The 15,506-nt window shown below is 42.4% G+C and carries 18 protein-coding genes, 1 pseudogene and 1 riboswitch; of the genes and pseudogenes, 8 read left to right on the forward strand and 11 right to left on the reverse strand.

What is annotated here, in order from left to right; genetic code table 11:
* Positions 1–37: 37 nt before the first annotated feature.
* Positions 38–146: riboswitch (TPP riboswitch) on the reverse strand.
* Between the two features lie 60 nt (positions 147–206).
* Complete coding sequence (locus BTW01_RS04970) at positions 207–2,051, reverse strand: monovalent cation:proton antiporter family protein (protein ID WP_162101930.1); 1,845 nt, start codon at positions 2,049–2,051, stop codon at positions 207–209.
* A gap of 231 nt (positions 2,052–2,282) precedes the next feature.
* Between BTW01_RS04970 and prpE the strand changes: the two genes are divergently transcribed.
* Positions 2,283–3,017, forward strand: coding sequence for a bis(5'-nucleosyl)-tetraphosphatase PrpE (gene prpE, locus BTW01_RS04975; RefSeq protein ID WP_162101931.1), 735 nt, complete (start codon positions 2,283–2,285; stop codon positions 3,015–3,017).
* 12 nt (positions 3,018–3,029) lie between these two features.
* Here the strand turns inward: prpE and BTW01_RS04980 are convergent, their stop codons facing one another.
* From BTW01_RS04980 to BTW01_RS04995, 4 genes are read right to left on the reverse strand one after another with little or no spacing between them, the layout of a single operon-like run.
* A complete protein-coding gene (locus BTW01_RS04980) occupies positions 3,030–3,929 on the reverse strand; it encodes an RluA family pseudouridine synthase (RefSeq protein ID WP_202923588.1) in 900 nt (299 codons plus the stop codon).
* A gap of 14 nt (positions 3,930–3,943) precedes the next feature.
* Positions 3,944–4,744 carry an NAD kinase gene (locus BTW01_RS04985; RefSeq protein ID WP_162101932.1) on the reverse strand — a complete coding sequence of 267 codons (801 nt, stop codon included), beginning with the start codon at positions 4,742–4,744 and terminating at the stop codon, positions 3,944–3,946.
* 24 nt (positions 4,745–4,768) lie between these two features.
* Complete coding sequence (gene yjbM, locus BTW01_RS04990) at positions 4,769–5,398, reverse strand: GTP diphosphokinase (protein WP_162102176.1); 630 nt, start codon at positions 5,396–5,398, stop codon at positions 4,769–4,771.
* A 31-nt stretch (positions 5,399–5,429) separates the two neighbouring features.
* Complete coding sequence (locus BTW01_RS04995) at positions 5,430–5,792, reverse strand: hypothetical protein (protein WP_162101933.1); 363 nt, start codon at positions 5,790–5,792, stop codon at positions 5,430–5,432.
* Between the two features lie 123 nt (positions 5,793–5,915).
* On the opposite strand from BTW01_RS04995, the gene BTW01_RS05000 reads away from it, so the two are divergent.
* From BTW01_RS05000 to BTW01_RS05020, 5 genes are all read left to right on the forward strand, one after another.
* Positions 5,916–6,488, forward strand: a complete 573-nt coding sequence (locus tag BTW01_RS05000; RefSeq protein ID WP_162101934.1) for a CYTH domain-containing protein — start codon at positions 5,916–5,918, stop codon at positions 6,486–6,488.
* Positions 6,489–6,502: 14 nt separating this feature from the next.
* Complete coding sequence (locus BTW01_RS05005) at positions 6,503–7,240, forward strand: lytic transglycosylase domain-containing protein (protein WP_258894734.1); 738 nt, start codon at positions 6,503–6,505, stop codon at positions 7,238–7,240.
* 254 nt (positions 7,241–7,494) lie between these two features.
* A complete protein-coding gene (locus tag BTW01_RS05010) occupies positions 7,495–7,884 on the forward strand; it encodes a thiol management oxidoreductase (protein ID WP_162101935.1) in 390 nt (129 codons plus the stop codon).
* 5 nt (positions 7,885–7,889) lie between these two features.
* Positions 7,890–8,789 carry a protease adaptor protein SpxH gene (spxH, locus tag BTW01_RS05015; protein ID WP_162101936.1) on the forward strand — a complete coding sequence of 300 codons (900 nt, stop codon included), beginning with the start codon at positions 7,890–7,892 and terminating at the stop codon, positions 8,787–8,789.
* 313 nt (positions 8,790–9,102) lie between these two features.
* The gene (locus tag BTW01_RS05020) at positions 9,103–9,270 is read left to right on the forward strand and encodes a hypothetical protein (protein WP_019713977.1); all 168 of its coding nucleotides are present in this window, start codon (positions 9,103–9,105) and stop codon (positions 9,268–9,270) included.
* A 33-nt stretch (positions 9,271–9,303) separates the two neighbouring features.
* On the opposite strand, the gene pepF is transcribed toward BTW01_RS05020, so the two are convergent.
* Both pepF and BTW01_RS05030 read right to left on the reverse strand, forming a co-directional pair.
* Positions 9,304–11,133, reverse strand: coding sequence for an oligoendopeptidase F (pepF, locus tag BTW01_RS05025; protein WP_202923589.1), 1,830 nt, complete (start codon positions 11,131–11,133; stop codon positions 9,304–9,306).
* Between the two features lie 229 nt (positions 11,134–11,362).
* Positions 11,363–12,514: a competence protein CoiA family protein gene (locus tag BTW01_RS05030; RefSeq protein WP_162101938.1), complete on the reverse strand. Its 1,152-nt coding sequence runs from the start codon at positions 12,512–12,514 to the stop codon at positions 11,363–11,365.
* 93 nt (positions 12,515–12,607) lie between these two features.
* Between BTW01_RS05030 and BTW01_RS18390 the strand changes: the two are divergent.
* Positions 12,608–12,679 (forward strand): annotated as a pseudogene (locus tag BTW01_RS18390) (hypothetical protein); the annotation flags it as partial.
* Here BTW01_RS18390 and mecA read toward each other — a convergent pair.
* Together mecA and BTW01_RS05040 are read right to left on the reverse strand one after the other, a co-directional pair.
* Positions 12,674–13,330: an adaptor protein MecA gene (mecA, locus tag BTW01_RS05035; protein WP_162101939.1), complete on the reverse strand. Its 657-nt coding sequence runs from the start codon at positions 13,328–13,330 to the stop codon at positions 12,674–12,676. The pseudogene BTW01_RS18390 and the gene mecA overlap by 6 nt on opposite strands.
* Positions 13,297–13,422 (reverse strand): hypothetical protein, encoded by a 126-nt coding sequence (locus BTW01_RS05040; protein WP_120698858.1) that lies wholly within the window; start codon positions 13,420–13,422, stop codon positions 13,297–13,299. Before BTW01_RS05040 ends, mecA begins: the two co-directional genes overlap by 34 nt.
* Before the next feature lie 184 nt (positions 13,423–13,606).
* Between BTW01_RS05040 and BTW01_RS05045 the strand changes: the two genes are divergently transcribed.
* Positions 13,607–14,266, forward strand: coding sequence for a TerC family protein (locus tag BTW01_RS05045; protein ID WP_162101940.1), 660 nt, complete (start codon positions 13,607–13,609; stop codon positions 14,264–14,266).
* Between the two features lie 49 nt (positions 14,267–14,315).
* Here the strand turns inward: BTW01_RS05045 and spx are convergent, their stop codons facing one another.
* Entirely contained in the window at positions 14,316–14,711 is a 396-nt protein-coding gene (gene spx / locus BTW01_RS05050; protein ID WP_039073559.1) for a transcriptional regulator Spx, read from the reverse strand.
* A gap of 173 nt (positions 14,712–14,884) precedes the next feature.
* Complete coding sequence (locus BTW01_RS05055; protein ID WP_162101941.1) at positions 14,885–15,463, reverse strand: GNAT family N-acetyltransferase; 579 nt, start codon at positions 15,461–15,463, stop codon at positions 14,885–14,887.
* Positions 15,464–15,506: the final 43 nt, after the last annotated feature.

Consider the following 15,506-nt stretch of genomic DNA (forward strand, 5'->3'; position numbering starts at 1 on the left):
AAGGAAAAGTGGTTTGGAATTGGCATAGTAAAATAACACAAATACCGCTCCACTTCCCTACGCAGGTCTGAACCTGTTCAAGTTATGAGGGTCTAAAAGTCACACTTTTATCTCAGCCCTTATGAAGGACACCCCTAGTGGTTATACGAATCATATTGAATTGTTCTGCACCTCTATATTAACACGAATCTCTGCTTGGTCAAGATTTATTCTTCCAATGTTTTTTTAAGTTCTGTTACATATTCCCGAGATCCGGTAACAATTAAGCGGTCTCCCAGTTTCAGCCTCGTATCTCCGTGAGGAACGATGCTGTCCACACCTCTGAAAATCCTGACAAAGATGACGTCACCCGTTAAAGGAAATTCCCGCAAAATCACACCGTCATATGTGCCGTTTTCCATATTCACTTGATACAGGGAAGACTCCTGGTTTGTAAGCAGGCTCATGACTCCCGGCGCTTCTATTAGCGCGCGAAGCAGTGTTTTTGTTGACAGTAAAATAGAAAAAATGCTGATTCCTTGCTCCTTCAGCGCAGCTTCATTATCCGGAGACCCTACGCTGGCAATGATTCTTTCTGTGCCTTTCTCTTTCGCAAATAACGCAATGTCCGTATTCATGTCTTCATTTCCAGTCGCGACAACGAGGATATCCGTATCAAAAATGCCGAGTGATTCAAGCGTCTCACGTTCATAGTCAGAAACTGTTTCAACAGTAAAGACTGATTCTGACAGCTTTTCTTCCGCATTCTCTTGATAGACGTGTACAACACGCACATCATACTCTTCCTCCGGCAGTTCAAGAGTAACTGGCAATGTCATTTGATTTGCGCCGATAAACGTAATCGTCTTTTTCTCTTCCGTCTGCTTCTCCCGTTTATACAATTTCTTAAAGAAGACCGGCGAAAAAATACTGGCAATGACGGCTACTAATGTCAGCGCCCCTGACATATTAGCGCTGATGATGTGAAGCTGCTGGCCGATTGTCGCAGCGGCAATTACAAGCGAAAGCGTTGATGTCAGCAGAAAACCAGACGCTAAAACTGTTCGATTATCATACCACTTTTTCAAGTACAAGACAGGAATGATTTTGCTCACTAACAGTGCCAGAAGCAGAAGCGGAATCATGATTAAAATTTTTGGATCTTGGAAAAGAGTCCATATATCCAGCTTCACACCGACCATTACGAAAAAAATCGGAATTAAAAACCCATAGCCGAATGAATCCAGCTGCTGAACAAGTTCTTTGTTTGGCGAAAGAAGGGAAACGAGTACCCCAGCTAAGAAAGCGCCAAGGATATTTTCTGCTCCAAGTGATTCAGACAAAGCAACAAGTACGATGATTAACGTGAAAATGGCACGTGTTCCAATTTGAATCGTCCCTTTTGACATGGATTGAACAAAAGAGCGATGTTTGAAAACCCGGCCGAAAAAGTAAAGCACCACTCCGGCCGCAAACAAGATCATTAAGAGCCACATGTTTCCGCTGTCCTCTCCGTATAAAGAAGAAAAAACAGCTAAAAGAATCATCGTAGCCAAATCAGCAATAACAGCAATGAGCAAAATAATCTGGCCGATATTTGAATTCATGATTCGCTCTTCTTTTAACGTAGGAACGACAACACCCAATGAAATGGTTGAAATAATGAGCGTCATTAAAAAAGCATTTTGGATAAATCCAGTTAAGACGAATCCGTAGGACAGCAGCAGTGATAAAATAAAAATACCTGCAAAAATAATGGATGCCGCAGCAAACGTATTAGGCGCTTCCTTTCCATTTGGCAGAAGCTGCTTTTTCTTTCCTTTTTCAAACGATGTAAAATCAATTTCAAGCCCGCTTAAAAACATTAAAAAGATAAAGCCGAGCATAGAAAGCGTCTGAAGCCATGTGTCACCTTCCACAACTAAATTAAGACCGCTTTTCCCTATAATCAATCCCATAATAATTTCAGCAACAACAACCGGGATGCTGAGTTTAAACCGATGCAAAAGGATGGGTGTCAGAAATGCAACGATAAGTACGACAACTAAAGATGCGACAGATGTATGCGCCATAATCAAAACCTCCTTTTTAGATCATGGTTATACCAGTTCTTACTCAAAGAACAAAACCACATGTTTACAAAACATAACGCGATTTTAACAAGGTTGATGATGAAAAATAAAGTAATAAGGCCTTTTTTTTATTTAGAAAATGATTCTTCTATAATTTGCACATAAAAGCTTGTGATGACTCCCAGTACTTTGCATCATAATAAATAAATCAATTAGCAAGGAGGATACCGTATGGCATACGATATTATCAGTGATATTCATGGCTGCTATGATGAAATGATTGCATTAATCCAAAAGCTTGGCTATACGATCAAAAATGGAGTGCCTGTCCACGAGGAAGGCAGGATGCTTATTTTTGCGGGAGATATAACTGACAGAGGGCCCAAATCGATAGAGGTCATCCGCTTTGCAGCCAGCGCTTACGAAAAGGGTGCCGTCCGTTATGTCCCGGGAAATCATTGCAACAAGCTGTACCGCTACTTAAAAGGAAACCCAGTGAAAGTGATGCATGGCCTTGAAACAACAGCGGCAGAGCTGGATGATCTCACAAAAGAAGAGAGAATAGCAGTCAGCCAACAGTTTATGAAACTGTACGAAACAGCGCCGCTTTACGACATCTTACATAATGGAGAATTAGTTGTCGCCCATGCTGGCATAAAGGCTGACGATATCGGCAAATATACCCGCAGAGTGAAAGACTTTGTGCTATATGGTGATGTGACGGGGGAAACGTATCCGGACGGCAGGCCCGTTAGACGTGATTGGGCAGCAGCCTATAACGGCACATCATGGGTAGTATACGGCCATACACCTGTGAAAGAGCCTCAAAAGGTCAACCGCACCATCAATATTGATACAGGCTGTGTGTTCGGGAATAAATTGACAGGCTTTCGCTTTCCGGAAATAGAAACCGTCTCCGTACCAAGCTCCCTTCCTTATGACGAATCAAGATTTCGTTCCATATAAAAAAGGAGAGAATCATTGATTCTCTCCTTTTATCAGTTCTTTCATATCTTGAGGCAGCGCGGCATGAAACGTCATGTTTTCCTGTGTCAGCGGATGGATAAATGACAGCTGCTCGCTGTGCAGAGCCTGGCGGCCAATGTTCCTTCTCGTACCGCCGTACAGTGTATCGCCGCACAGCGGGTGCCCAAGATAGCTCATATGAACACGAATTTGATGGGTCCGTCCAGTCTCAAGCTGCAATGTCACTGAGGTGATGTCATCATTTGCACATCTGACATCAAAGTGAGTAACCGCCTTTTGCCCGCCGGGTTTCACTATCCGTTCAATAATGCTTTCAGGATGCCTGCCAATCGGAGCATCGACTGTTCCTTCCGCCTGCGTCATCCGCCCGTGGACGACTGCTGCATACCGCCGTTTCACAAGTCCGTTTTTTTGCGCAGATGATAAAATAGAGTGGGCAAAGCGATGCTTGGCAATAAGCATGACACCTGATGTATCCCGGTCAAGCCGGGTGACAAGGTGAACCGTCGCCCGCACTCCGTTTATTTGATAATAATGGATAATTCCGTTCGCAATACTGCCGGAAGGATGCTCTCTCGAAGGGATTGACGATACATATGGCTGCTTGTTTATAACAAGCACATGTTCATCCTCATACAGAATATCAAGCGAAACAGGCTCAGCTAATAGCGTCTCGCTCACCTGCTCCTCAGGAAACTGAACGACAAGGACATCTCCTTCTCTCAAAACGTATTTGACCGTCACATGTTCGCCGTTAATAAGCAGGTCTCCCCCGCCAAACTTAATATCAGTCAGCAGACGTTTCGAAATGCCCAGCTCGCCAGCATATTCTTTTAGAGTCATCCCGTCTTCAGCGGAAGTCATGTTCTTTTTGATGAAAAAATGCTCCACGATATGTCCTCTTTCTATTCACCTTTTCCGATAAACGAATCCTGGACTCGTTTCCAAAATGGAAACGGCCGGAATCTCGCAAATCTCACATTTTCGGAAGCAACCTGGCAGCGGATCGACTTTACATCCTTATGAAGAAGGGTTAAATGGTCAATCGTCACTTGAAAGTCCACTTCGTTTCTTGGCTTAATCATGCAATCATGATGGGAAGGGAGAAGCAGCGGCGATCCGACCGTCCGGAATACACGGTTATTAATGGAAGCCATTTCCGCAAGCTGGATCGCTCTGATAGACGGATGGATAATCGCTCCGCCCAGCGCTTTATTGTAGGCTGTGCTGCCGGATGGTGTTGACAGGCAAAGGCCGTCGCCCCGGAAGGTTTCAAAAAGCTGCCCCTTGATTTCCACATCAGCCACAAGGCTTCCTTCTATGCTTTTAATCGTACATTCATTCAAGGCTAAATATCTTTCTTCCCGCTCGTTTTCGTGATAGGTCACAACCACTTCAAGAAGCGGATATTCGACTGTATGATAAGGCGTTTTCGCAATGGTGAGAACAAGTTTTTCAATTTCTTGAGGAACCCAGTCCGCATAAAAGCCCAAATGACCCGTGTGAACGCCGACAAATGCTGTTTTGTCCAAGCGGTCGCTGTATCTGTGAAAAGCGTACAAAAGCGTCCCGTCGCCTCCGACCGAAATGACGATTTCCGGTTCATTTTCATCCAGTTCCATATCAAAATCCAATAAATACGCCTGTATTTTGCTTTTCAGCGTATCAGAAACTTGATCTCCTTTTGATGATACGGCAAATTTCATGCTTTTCTTCCCCTTTACCTATTGTTACTCGTTTCCTTTTTTCTTTCGTGAAAAGGCAGCTTGAGCTTCCTGTACTTCACTCCTGATTTCCGACATCTCTTCATCAAGCCGGGACGCCGCTTCAGAAGCACGCTGAAGCCTTAATTTTACTTTTTCCGGAATGTTTCCGCTGTATTTATAATTCAATGAATGCTCAATGGTCGCCCAAAAATTCATCGCCAATGTGCGGATCTGTATTTCGACGAGAACATGCTTTTCACCGGACACGGTCTGTAAAGGATACATCACGACAAGGTGATATGACCGATATCCGCTCTCTTTATGTTCCGCAATATAATCCCTCTGATCCACAACGGTGAAATCTTTTCTGGCGAACAGCATGTCTTTTACGATTTGGATGTCATCGACAAATTGGCACATGATCCTAAGGCCTGCGATATCCTGCATGGTTTCAATTTCATGCAGCGGTATGCTCTTTTTCCTCGCTTTTTCAAGTATGCTCGCCACAGGTTTAACACGCCCGGTTACAAATTCGATCGGCGAATGTTCATCCTCGTATTCATATAGTGTGCGAATCCCTTTGAGCTTCACTTTCAACTCTTCGACAGCCTGGCGGTACGGCACTAAAAAACGCTCCCATTGTTTGTCATCCATCATCATACATCCCCCAATTCCGAACCAGTTTCTACAAAAACACCCTTTTTACTTTTTCTTCCATTTCTCCGTAGTTTGCATTATCTTTAATATTTTCTAAAAGATACTCAAGCTCCTCATGCAGGCCTGCCAGCTCAATGGTTTTGTCTCCTGCCTTTAAAACTACCGGGAGTCTTTTTGCATGAGCCTGTTTCAGTTCCGGCCATACATCTTCCTTTATCATGACATATTCAAAAGAATCAGCTAATTCAAGTATGTATACAAAAGCAAAGCGGTCAGAATCAACAAGCATTTGACCTGACGGCTTGCATTCCGCTTCAATTCCTGCTGTCTCACAGGCAAGGCGAAGCTGATCCGATAATGTTGCATTCAAGATTTCGATTCTGTTTTGCATAATGCTCTCCTTTTTTAAAAAAGTACAGATTCATTTTACCATATCAAGCCCGATATTGATAAACCTAACATCTAAAGAGATAATAGTAAAAATCAGATTTACAAGGCGGAAAGGAAGAACATCATGAGTCAAGAAATTGAAATTGAATTTAAAAACATGCTGACCAAACAAGAATTTGAAACGCTGACAGCGGCACTTCAGCTGACAGAAGAAGATTTTACAGAACAAAGCAATCATTATTTTGACACAGACAGCTTCGCGCTGAAACAAAAAAAAGCTGCACTTCGAATTCGCAGAAAAAACGGAGAGTATGTCCTGACATTAAAAGAACCGGCACATGTAGGACTGTTGGAAACACACCAGCGGCTTTCAGAGGTATCAGATCTTTCTTCATTTTCAGTTCCTGAAGGCCCTGTGATGGACCAGCTGCACAAACTTCATATAGATACAGATGCCATTCAATACTTTGGATCTTTAGCAACAAACCGCGCAGAAAAAGAAACAGAAAAAGGCTTAATAGTTTTAGACCACAGCCGATATTTAAATAAAGAGGACTATGAAATCGAATTTGAGGCGGCAGACTGGCATGAAGGCAAACGAGCTTTCGAAAAGCTGCTTCAGCAATTCCGCATTCCTCAGCGCGAAACCAAAAATAAAATTTTTCGTTTTTACGAAGAAAAACGAAAGTCTATATAAGGTGGAATGACATCGTGAATGTAACGAATTGGGCAGCTTTACTTCAGCTTCAGGCTTTACAGTCCATATCCAACGCCCGCAGCACAGGCACTCAAAATGATGCAGAAAGCCCGCTCTCCAGCTTCAGCTCTTTGCTCAGCCAATATACAAACGGACTGACGAATCAGCAACCAACAGCACCTTCTGCATCGTCAAGCCCGCTCAGCCTGCTGAACAGCGCTTCATCAACAGCGCCGTCACTGCTTTCAATTTATGGGCTTAACTCAAATATAAATAATGATTCAGGTTATATTACAAAACCGACACAAACCATCGAAACTGCTGCGTTAGATTCAGCTTCAAACAAATATGAAGCCAAACAGCTCAATTCGGGCGACTTTTCCATTGACAGTGCAATAAGAAAAGCGGCTGATAAATACGGCGTCGATGAAAAGCTAATCCGCGCTGTCATCAAACAGGAATCAGGCTTTAATGCAAAAGCGGTCAGCGGAGCAGGTGCGCTCGGCTTGATGCAGCTGATGCCATCAACAGCACGCTCACTTGGTGTTTCTAACCCGCTGGATCCCCAGCAAAATGTAGAAGGCGGAACGAAGTATTTAAAACAAATGCTGAACAAATACAACGGCAATGTATCTATGGCATTAGCGGCATACAATGCCGGACCAGGAAATGTTGATCGACACGGCGGCATTCCTCCTTTCAAGGAAACGCAAAACTATGTAAAAAGAATAACTTCAGCCTATTACGCGTAACCAGAGCGGCTCCTGCCCTCTGGTTTTTTTTGCGAGGTGAAATCTTACGCATTCCCGATTTTTATGTGATATGATATGAAATACGCCCGGCTTTCAAGCCGAAACTTGTCACCCATACGCATAAAAGGCAGTTTGTTTGTAGAAATGATGCCTTGTTGCTAAAATAAATCTAGATGAATGATTGAAATACAAAAAATTACTTTTCGCAATAGGATTTATGATTCCTATTAGCCATATTTAAAGGAGTAGTCAACATGGGACAATCGTTTAACGCACCTTATGAAGCGATTGGAGAGGAACTTCTATCGCAACTTGTTGATACTTTTTATGAGCGTGTCGCGTCTCATCCTTTGCTGAAGCCAATTTTTCCAAGCGATTTAACAGAAACCGCCAGGAAACAGAAGCAATTTTTGACTCAGTATTTAGGCGGGCCTCCGCTTTATACTGAGGAGCACGGCCACCCCATGCTCAGAGCAAGGCATCTTCCCTTTCCGATTACAAATGAGAGAGCTGATGCGTGGCTCAGCTGTATGAAGGACGCAATGGACCATGTAGGGCTGGAAGGCGATATTCGCGAGTTTTTGTTTGGCCGGCTGGAATTGACAGCAAGGCATATGGTGAATCAAACGGAAGCGGAGGATTGATCATCTTGACAAACTATCAGCATGAGCAATACTTCGCCCATTGCCACGGTCATCCAAAAAAACCGCTTGAAATCTACATGTTTGTAGACCCATTATGTCCTGAATGCTGGTCCTTAGAACCCGTAATTAAAAAGCTGAAAATCAAATACGGACGGTTTTTCACCTTACGTCTTATAGCTTCCGCGAGTCTTACCGCATTAAATAAGAAGCGGAAAAAGCATCTCCTCGCAGAAGCATGGGAAAAGATTGCAAGCCGCTCCGGCATGTCATGTGACGGCAATGTCTGGCTCGAGCAAGATCAGCCGCTTTCATCTCCTTACATGGCTGCTCTCGCTTTTAAAGCAGCCGAACTGCAAGGAAGAAAAGTCGGCATGCGATTTCTCAGAAATATGCAGGAGAGCCTGTTTGTTTCAAAGAAAAATATTACGGACGAAAATGTGCTGTTGGAAATCGCAGAAAAAACAAATCTCGATCTTGAAGAATTCAAAAATGATCTGCATTCCCAAAGCGCGGTCAAGGCGCTTCAATGTGACATGAGGATTGCTGCTGAGATGGATGTTTCCGTCAATCCAACGCTGACGTTTTTTAACACGCAGCACGAGGACGAGGGACTTAAAGTACCAGGCAGCTATTCATATGATGTATATGAAGAAATCTTATTTGAGATGCTTGGCGACGAGCCAAAGCCATCGGAAACACCGCCGCTGGAATGTTTTATTGAGTATTTCCGTTTCGTTGCCTCCAAAGAAATTGCTCTTGTATATGATCTGAGCCTTGAAGAGGTTGAAAAAGAAATGAAAAAATTGGCGTTTGCTAAAAAGGTTGCCAAAGTGGAAGCCAAGCACGGAATGTTTTGGAAATCTCTCAGCACTCATTCTGATGAATATCAATCATGTGAAAAATAGCCGCAGGCGTGCATATGCTTGAGGCTGTTTTTTTGCACTAGAACAGAACATACGTTCCGGTTTCAGCACTAAAGAAACCGCGCCGGGATAAGCGCGGTTTCATATGTCTTAACGACAACAAAGGGGATGGGAGAAATTTTTCACGGTCAAACAAAGGGGTAATGTTTGTTTGTGATCAATTTCACATCCTTATGATAACAAAAGTTGTCGACTTTTGACAACCTATACGCTTAATGTTCATACTTTTGTCACAAAACATAACGACAGACATTCTTTCATATCTTTATAAGGTATAAAGACGGGGAGGATTGCCATGATGTATACTGTGATCTCAATTGTGTGTATTGCCGTTTTTTTCTGTTTGAATATATTAGGCATGATGCATATGCTGCCGCTTTATATTACCTCTCCTCTGCTGTTTCTGTCTATTTTATTTACCCTATACCGCCTGAATCACCGCAAAACCTTTAAAGGATTTTAAAAAGCCTGTGCAAATGACGCACAGGCTTTTTTTTTAGGACTGCTTGACTTTCATCAGCAGTTCTTCCATTTCATCAAGTTTTTCTTCAAACATTTTGCACGCAGCTTCGATTGGCTCTGGTGACGTCATATCAACGCCCGCTTTTTTCAGGACATCAATCGGATATTGTGAGCTTCCCGCTTTCAGGAAGTCAATATAACGGTCAACCGCCGGCTTTCCTTCTTTCAGAATTTGGCTGCTTAACGCTTGGGCAGCACTGTACCCTGTCGCATACTGATACACATAGTAATTGTAATAGAAGTGCGGAATACGGGACCACTCAAGGCCAATTTCCTTATCAATCACCATGCCGTCTCCGAAATACTTTTTATTCAGGTCATAATAGACATTTGTCAGAAGCTCTGGTGTAAGCGGCTCCCCTTCTTGCGCCTTTGTATGGATCAGATGTTCAAATTCGGCGAACATCGTTTGTCTAAAGACCGTTCCTCTGAAGCCTTCAAGCATATGGTTGAGAATATACAGCCGCTGTTTTTCATCATCTAAATTGTTCAGCAGGTATTCACCAAGAAGCGCTTCATTTGTCGTAGACGCGACTTCTGCGACAAAAATGCTGTAGTTGCCGTATGGGTATGGCTGGTGCTTTCTCGTATAATAGCTGTGTACGGAATGCCCAAACTCATGCACGAGCGTAAAGAGATTATTGACGTTATCATGCCAGTTCATCAAGATATACGGATTCGTGCCGTAAGCTCCTGATGAATAAGCGCCATTGCGTTTCCCTTTATTTTCGTAAACGTCGACCCAGCGGTTTTCCAGCCCTTCTTTTAAGATAGAAGCGTATTCTTTCCCTAAAGGCGCCAGACCTTTCAGCATGTAATCTTTAGCTTCCTCGTACGTAACTTTCATCCCCGCATCCTTCACAAGCGGTGTATACAGATCATAAATATGCACTTCATCAAGCTCAAGCACTTTCTTTCTCAACGCGATATAGCGATGCAGAAGCGGCAGATGCTTATTAATCGTTTTGACGAGGTTGTCGTATACTTCCTCGGGAATGCTGTTGTTAGAAAGCGCCGCTTCTCGCGCTGACTTGTATTTTTTCACTCTCGCATAGAAGTTGTCCTTTTTCACAGTGCCGCTTAGTGTGGTGGCCATTGTGTTTTTATATTGTCCGTACGTTTTATATACTTCGTCAAAGGCATTTTTGCGGACTTCACGGTTTTCACTTTCTAAGAAGTTAATAAAGTTTCCGTGAGTGATCTGTTTATTATTTCCTTCTTCATCTTTAATGGACGGGAAAGTAATTTCGGCGTTATTTAAAACGCTGAACGTATTGGAAGGTGACCCTAGCACCTCAGAAGCTTCAGCAAGCAGCGCTTCTTCCTTTTCGCTCAGTACGTGAGGGCGTTCCTTTGTAATCTCCTCAATCGCATGGGAATACAATTTCAGTTCTTCTTTTTCAAGAATAAACTGCTGGAGCTTGTCTTCTTCTATAGATAAAATCTCCGGAACCAAATAAGCTGTCGCGCTAGCAGCCTGTGTATACAGGTTTCCCGCCTTGTCATTCAGCCCCTGGTAAAAGGAGTTTCCGGTATCTTGGTCAGAGCGCATATGGGCATATGCGTACAGCCTGCCCAGCCGTTCCATCACTTTATCTTGATACGTAAGTGCCTCGTATAAATGATCGGCTGAATCTGCCAGCTTTCCTTTATACTCAGATAGATTAGGAATTAATTCCTTTACAGCTTGAAATTCTTTATTCCAGGCCTCATCATTAGGAAAAATATCCTCAAGTCTCCATGTGTCTTCTGCCTTTACTTCACTTCTGTCAGGCAGTTGGTTTGCTTTTTTTTCCTCAGCCATGGTGATCCCCCTCGTTTTCTTTAATTCAAGCCAATTGAAAAAACCGCTGTTTCTCAATAAACTTGTGTTGTGAATATCTTCCGGTTTTTCACTGCCTTTTGTCAAATCATATGCAGCGATGAAGAGAACGAATGCCAAAAAAACAGCAAAAACACGAAAAACCTTTCCTTTTATGCCTCTCACAGCCAGCCCACCACCTTTGTCTTAGGGTGAGCCAAATGAGACAAACTCATTCTATAAAACAGCTGCGGTCTCTTTCTAAGAGATCCTGTAATGAGTATATGTCCTTTGCGCACTGACACAGCACATATACTTCTTTCTGAGTCTCCCTTAAAAATCCCTTCTTGCACAAAAAATCAATGTATTGTTTCACCGCTTCTGAAAGACATTTTTCGCTGTATTCATATCTGAGTGAAATGTTCTTTTTATGAATGTGCAGTTTGCACTGCTGTAAAACAGCGGAAAAGCGAATTGGCGCACGTTTGTATCCAATATCCGTCATAAACAGATAAAGATATCCCTGCCACACAAAAACCGGACTTTTAAAAACAGCTCCTTTTGTAATAGGAATAAACACTTCAGTCGGAAGAAATGAAAGAGATGTCTGCCTTTTTTGATAAAACAGCTGCCTTAGGCGATTTGACTCCTTAGAAATAAATCGATGGGGTTTATTCCGAAAACGCATTACGGCTTTCATCCAATTGTCGTAACGCAATGAGGGCTTTGGCGCAGTAAAAAAAATCTCTTTTGCATCTGCCTGGTGAAGAGGAATCGTTTGAACGGAGCAAAAAGAATGGTTTGTGTGAAACGGAATAATAAAGCTAATCCGTTGAAATAGCCGTTTTTCCGGGCAATAACAGACCAGCTCCTTGTTCGGACTCGCATTGATAAATTGCCAATGAAAAGCAGAAAGCTGATAAAAAGATGGAGCAGGGCATTTTAAGCGGCTATGTCCCATAACCCACTGCGGGAGGATTCCTGCTTGTTTGAAGCCTGCTGTCCGCTTCAGAAAGCGATCTGGAGCAAGAGTTGCACATTGATATTCAACAGCAAGCATGTGTCCCTTGATCTTTGCCATAATATCAGGTCTTTGTTTGATGCTTTTAATGAATGGTTCTAATAGCGGGGACGCCTGTTGCGTTTTCAGCCATACATACAGCTGTCTTTTTCCTTCTAAGTGGTAGGCGCTTTCCGGCTCTATGTCTATTGAACAGGACTTGTTCTGTTTATGGGCAAAATGCGGCGCTTTTTGGTGCCCAAGCTTTACGGCAAGCTCACCTCCGCACACTGGGCAGAAGAACCTTTTCTGTTTTATTTTTCGGCTTTGCCGAGCGCCTAGAAGGTGAAACATTCGGCCGTCTTCAGTCACAGCACTAAACAATTGTCATCTCTCCTTTCCGGATGAGATATACTTTCTGGAAAAGAGGATCAACTCCTGTTTGCCGTAGTTTTCAGCATGTCCGCGGGTTTCTAATTTCACATCACAAAAACAGCATTTCATTGCACAAAAAAAACCGATTTCCGGAAAGAAATCGGTTTGTTATGATGCAAAGTGTTTTTTTATTGTTTCTAGAGCATGCTCTGAAATAATCAGCTTGCCGTACTCTTCAAGACGGTGTATGCTGATTGAGGATTCATCTGCGTACTCCAACAGGATGCTTAGCTGATTTTCAACCTCTTCATCAATCATATCGCAAAAATCCACATATAAATAATATCGGTTCTCAAACGAATATAAAGTCGTTTTACTTCCGTTAACGTTCAATTTAGATAGAGAAATAACATCCTCAAAATCGTCAAACCGCAAGACAAATTGAAGCTGTTGCTCCTTCTCTTCCTGATTGACATCTTGCTCTTCCTTCTGGAAATCATCCAGTAAGGCGTTAAGATCCTCAGATGCTGGTTCTTGCTTTTTATCCTCAGGAATCGGCAGTTCGAGCTTTTGTCCGTCTTTGGAAAGCTGGGCTTTTGTGACGATGATTTCTAATCCTTTGTCAAGCGCCTGAACTTGAATCCAGAGAGGGCCTTCCACAGCGAATTCCTCTTCCTCATGAACTTCATCCATGACTTCCCAGAACAGTTCTTCACTGCGCTCACGGTTATACCAAATTTCTTCTCTGTCAAAACCGCGATCTTCAATATCTCCGTAAGACATATAAAATTTTACTGTATGCTCGTTAATTCTTTCAATTTCCATTTGCCAACCTTCCCTTCTATATAAGATGTTGAAGGGACATCTAAGCTCCCGATTAATAGTACTTTACTACACTTTACCCATTCCGTCCACATCTTAACCTTGATGCAAGGCCAGTGTGAATTCCTTTGTATTTCTATTTTATGATAAAACAGTCACAAAAGAAATAAAAACGCATCTTTGCTAAAAAAACGGCAGATATACGGCTCATATCATAAAATGCGACTTGTCTCATATAGTAGGAGTACAAGCGATGGAACGAAAGTGAGGTGCCGATTCATGGAGCATGACTATCTGATTTCTCTGCTTGTGATTGTAGGGATCGACCTGATCCTTGGCGGAGATAATGCGATCGTTATCGCCATGGCGAGCAGAAATTTGCCGGACAAGCAAAGACAGCAAGCCATTATTCTCGGAACATTTATCGCCGTTGCCATGAGAATCGGATTAACAAGTGCAGCGGTATATCTTTTGAATATTCCGTTCTTGCAGTGTGTCGGAGGAATTTTCTTGCTGTATTTAGGATATCAGCTGCTGATTGAAAAAAAAGACACACAGCACATTAAAAGCAGCACCTCTCTATGGCGAGCAGTAAGAACGATCGTGCTCGCAGATCTCTTTATGTCACTGGACAATGTCATAGCCGTTGCAGGTGCGTCACACGGTGAGTTTTCACTTGTGATCATAGGTTTATGCGTATCGGTGCCGGTTATTATTTGGGGCAGCAAGCTCATCCATATTGCACTTGAGAAAATACCCCTCCTGATCTATGCGGGAAGCGGGCTGCTTGCTTATACAGGCGGAGAAATGATTGTGAGAGATAAAAAGCTGTCCTTTTTTATGGCACAGCACAGCGCAGTGGAAACACTCCTCCCCATTTTAACGGTGGCATTTGTCATCCTTGCGAGCATTTATTATCAGCAGGTTGAGAAGAAATGAAAAAAGAAGGCTGAGTCATCAGCCTTCTTTTAATAATACGATCTATCTATTAGTTTGCCAAACGCTGTGCTTCTCTTAATTGGAAAGAGCGGACTTTTCTTGGCAGGAAACGTCTGATTTCGTCTTCGTTGTATCCGACCTGCAAACGTTTTTCGTCGATGATGATCGGACGGCGAAGCAAACCCGGGTGCTCATTGATCAAGCTGTACAAATCTTGCAATGGCATAGATTCAACGTTCACATTCAGTTTTTGGAATACTTTTGAACGAGTTGAGATAATTTCATCTGTTCCGTCTTCAGTCATTCGAAGAATTTGTTTGATTTCATCAATTGATAAAGGTTCAGAGAAAATGTTTCTTTCTTCAAATGGAATCTCGTGCTCCTCGAGCCACGCTCTCGCTTTTCTGCATGAAGTACAGCTTGGTGATGTGTATAGTGTAACCATTCATCTTCACTCCTCTAATTAGTAGGATGAACATCTATTTTATTCTTAAATTGAAATAACTCTAAAAAAGGAATCTTTACAGGTATTATACTATAAAAAAGTAAGTATGAACAGTGTCCTAAGAAAAAAATGTGTCAATCCAGCAAATTTTAATGTTATGTTGTCATTCTCAATTAGTTTAACTGATCGAAAATATTTTTTTGTTTTTCTTCATCAATAAGTTTCAGGACCTCGTCTGTTTTTTCGTACGATTCCCCATACCATTTTTCATCTTTATAAGTATGAATGTTTTCATATGTCTGTTTCATGGCTTCAAAAATTTCTTCTTCTGATTCTGTTTTTGGTGACCAGTACAGAATCTCCATCTTGCTTACTTCATTCGTAGCTAATGACCGGCGCCGGTACCCAATTGACTGAGCATGCTTGAAATGCTCTCTTTGATAAAATCTCAGGCGATTTTCTGTATCAGTATCATCTTCATCCACAGGCTCCACCTCGAGCAATATCGGCTTATTTTTCTTTTTCAGCTTCGCGATCAATTTGCCGCCAAGCCCCTGCCCTCTTGCATCCTTAGACACATACAGATAATCAACAAAGATAAATGAATCGAATTCCGCAAACATTAAGATATGGTGTTTGCCTTCATCTTTATGATAAATATCGCTTCGCTCTTTCATAAGAGCTTCCATATGCGCTTTTGATTTCATTTCTTCAATTGGAAAGTACTCGCTAAGCTTTTCATACCAGTTCATTGATTTGCTCCTTATGAGTTCATTGTCTTCATACCTTTTAGAT

Source organism: Bacillus sp. SKDU12, assembly GCF_010093085.1.
GTDB lineage: Bacteria > Bacillota > Bacilli > Bacillales > Bacillaceae > Bacillus > Bacillus mexicanus.

Coding starts and splice junctions, on each gene's coding strand:
- BTW01_RS04970 (WP_162101930.1), bottom strand. CDS start 2,051: ATGGCGCATACATCTGTCGCATCTTTAGTTGTCGTACTTATCGTTGCA.
- prpE (WP_162101931.1), top strand. CDS start 2,283: ATGGCATACGATATTATCAGTGATATTCATGGCTGCTATGATGAAATG.
- BTW01_RS04985 (WP_162101932.1), bottom strand. CDS start 4,744: ATGAAATTTGCCGTATCATCAAAAGGAGATCAAGTTTCTGATACGCTG.
- yjbM (WP_162102176.1), bottom strand. CDS start 5,398: ATGGATGACAAACAATGGGAGCGTTTTTTAGTGCCGTACCGCCAGGCT.
- BTW01_RS04995 (WP_162101933.1), bottom strand. CDS start 5,792: ATGCAAAACAGAATCGAAATCTTGAATGCAACATTATCGGATCAGCTT.
- BTW01_RS05000 (WP_162101934.1), top strand. CDS start 5,916: ATGAGTCAAGAAATTGAAATTGAATTTAAAAACATGCTGACCAAACAA.
- BTW01_RS05010 (WP_162101935.1), top strand. CDS start 7,495: ATGGGACAATCGTTTAACGCACCTTATGAAGCGATTGGAGAGGAACTT.
- BTW01_RS05020 (WP_019713977.1), top strand. CDS start 9,103: ATGATGTATACTGTGATCTCAATTGTGTGTATTGCCGTTTTTTTCTGT.
- pepF (WP_202923589.1), bottom strand. CDS start 11,133: ATGGCTGAGGAAAAAAAAGCAAACCAACTGCCTGACAGAAGTGAAGTA.
- mecA (WP_162101939.1), bottom strand. CDS start 13,330: ATGGAAATTGAAAGAATTAACGAGCATACAGTAAAATTTTATATGTCT.
- BTW01_RS05040 (WP_120698858.1), bottom strand. CDS start 13,422: ATGTGGACGGAATGGGTAAAGTGTAGTAAAGTACTATTAATCGGGAGC.
- BTW01_RS05045 (WP_162101940.1), top strand. CDS start 13,607: ATGGAGCATGACTATCTGATTTCTCTGCTTGTGATTGTAGGGATCGAC.
- spx (WP_039073559.1), bottom strand. CDS start 14,711: ATGGTTACACTATACACATCACCAAGCTGTACTTCATGCAGAAAAGCG.
- BTW01_RS05055 (WP_162101941.1), bottom strand. CDS start 15,463: ATGAACTGGTATGAAAAGCTTAGCGAGTACTTTCCAATTGAAGAAATG.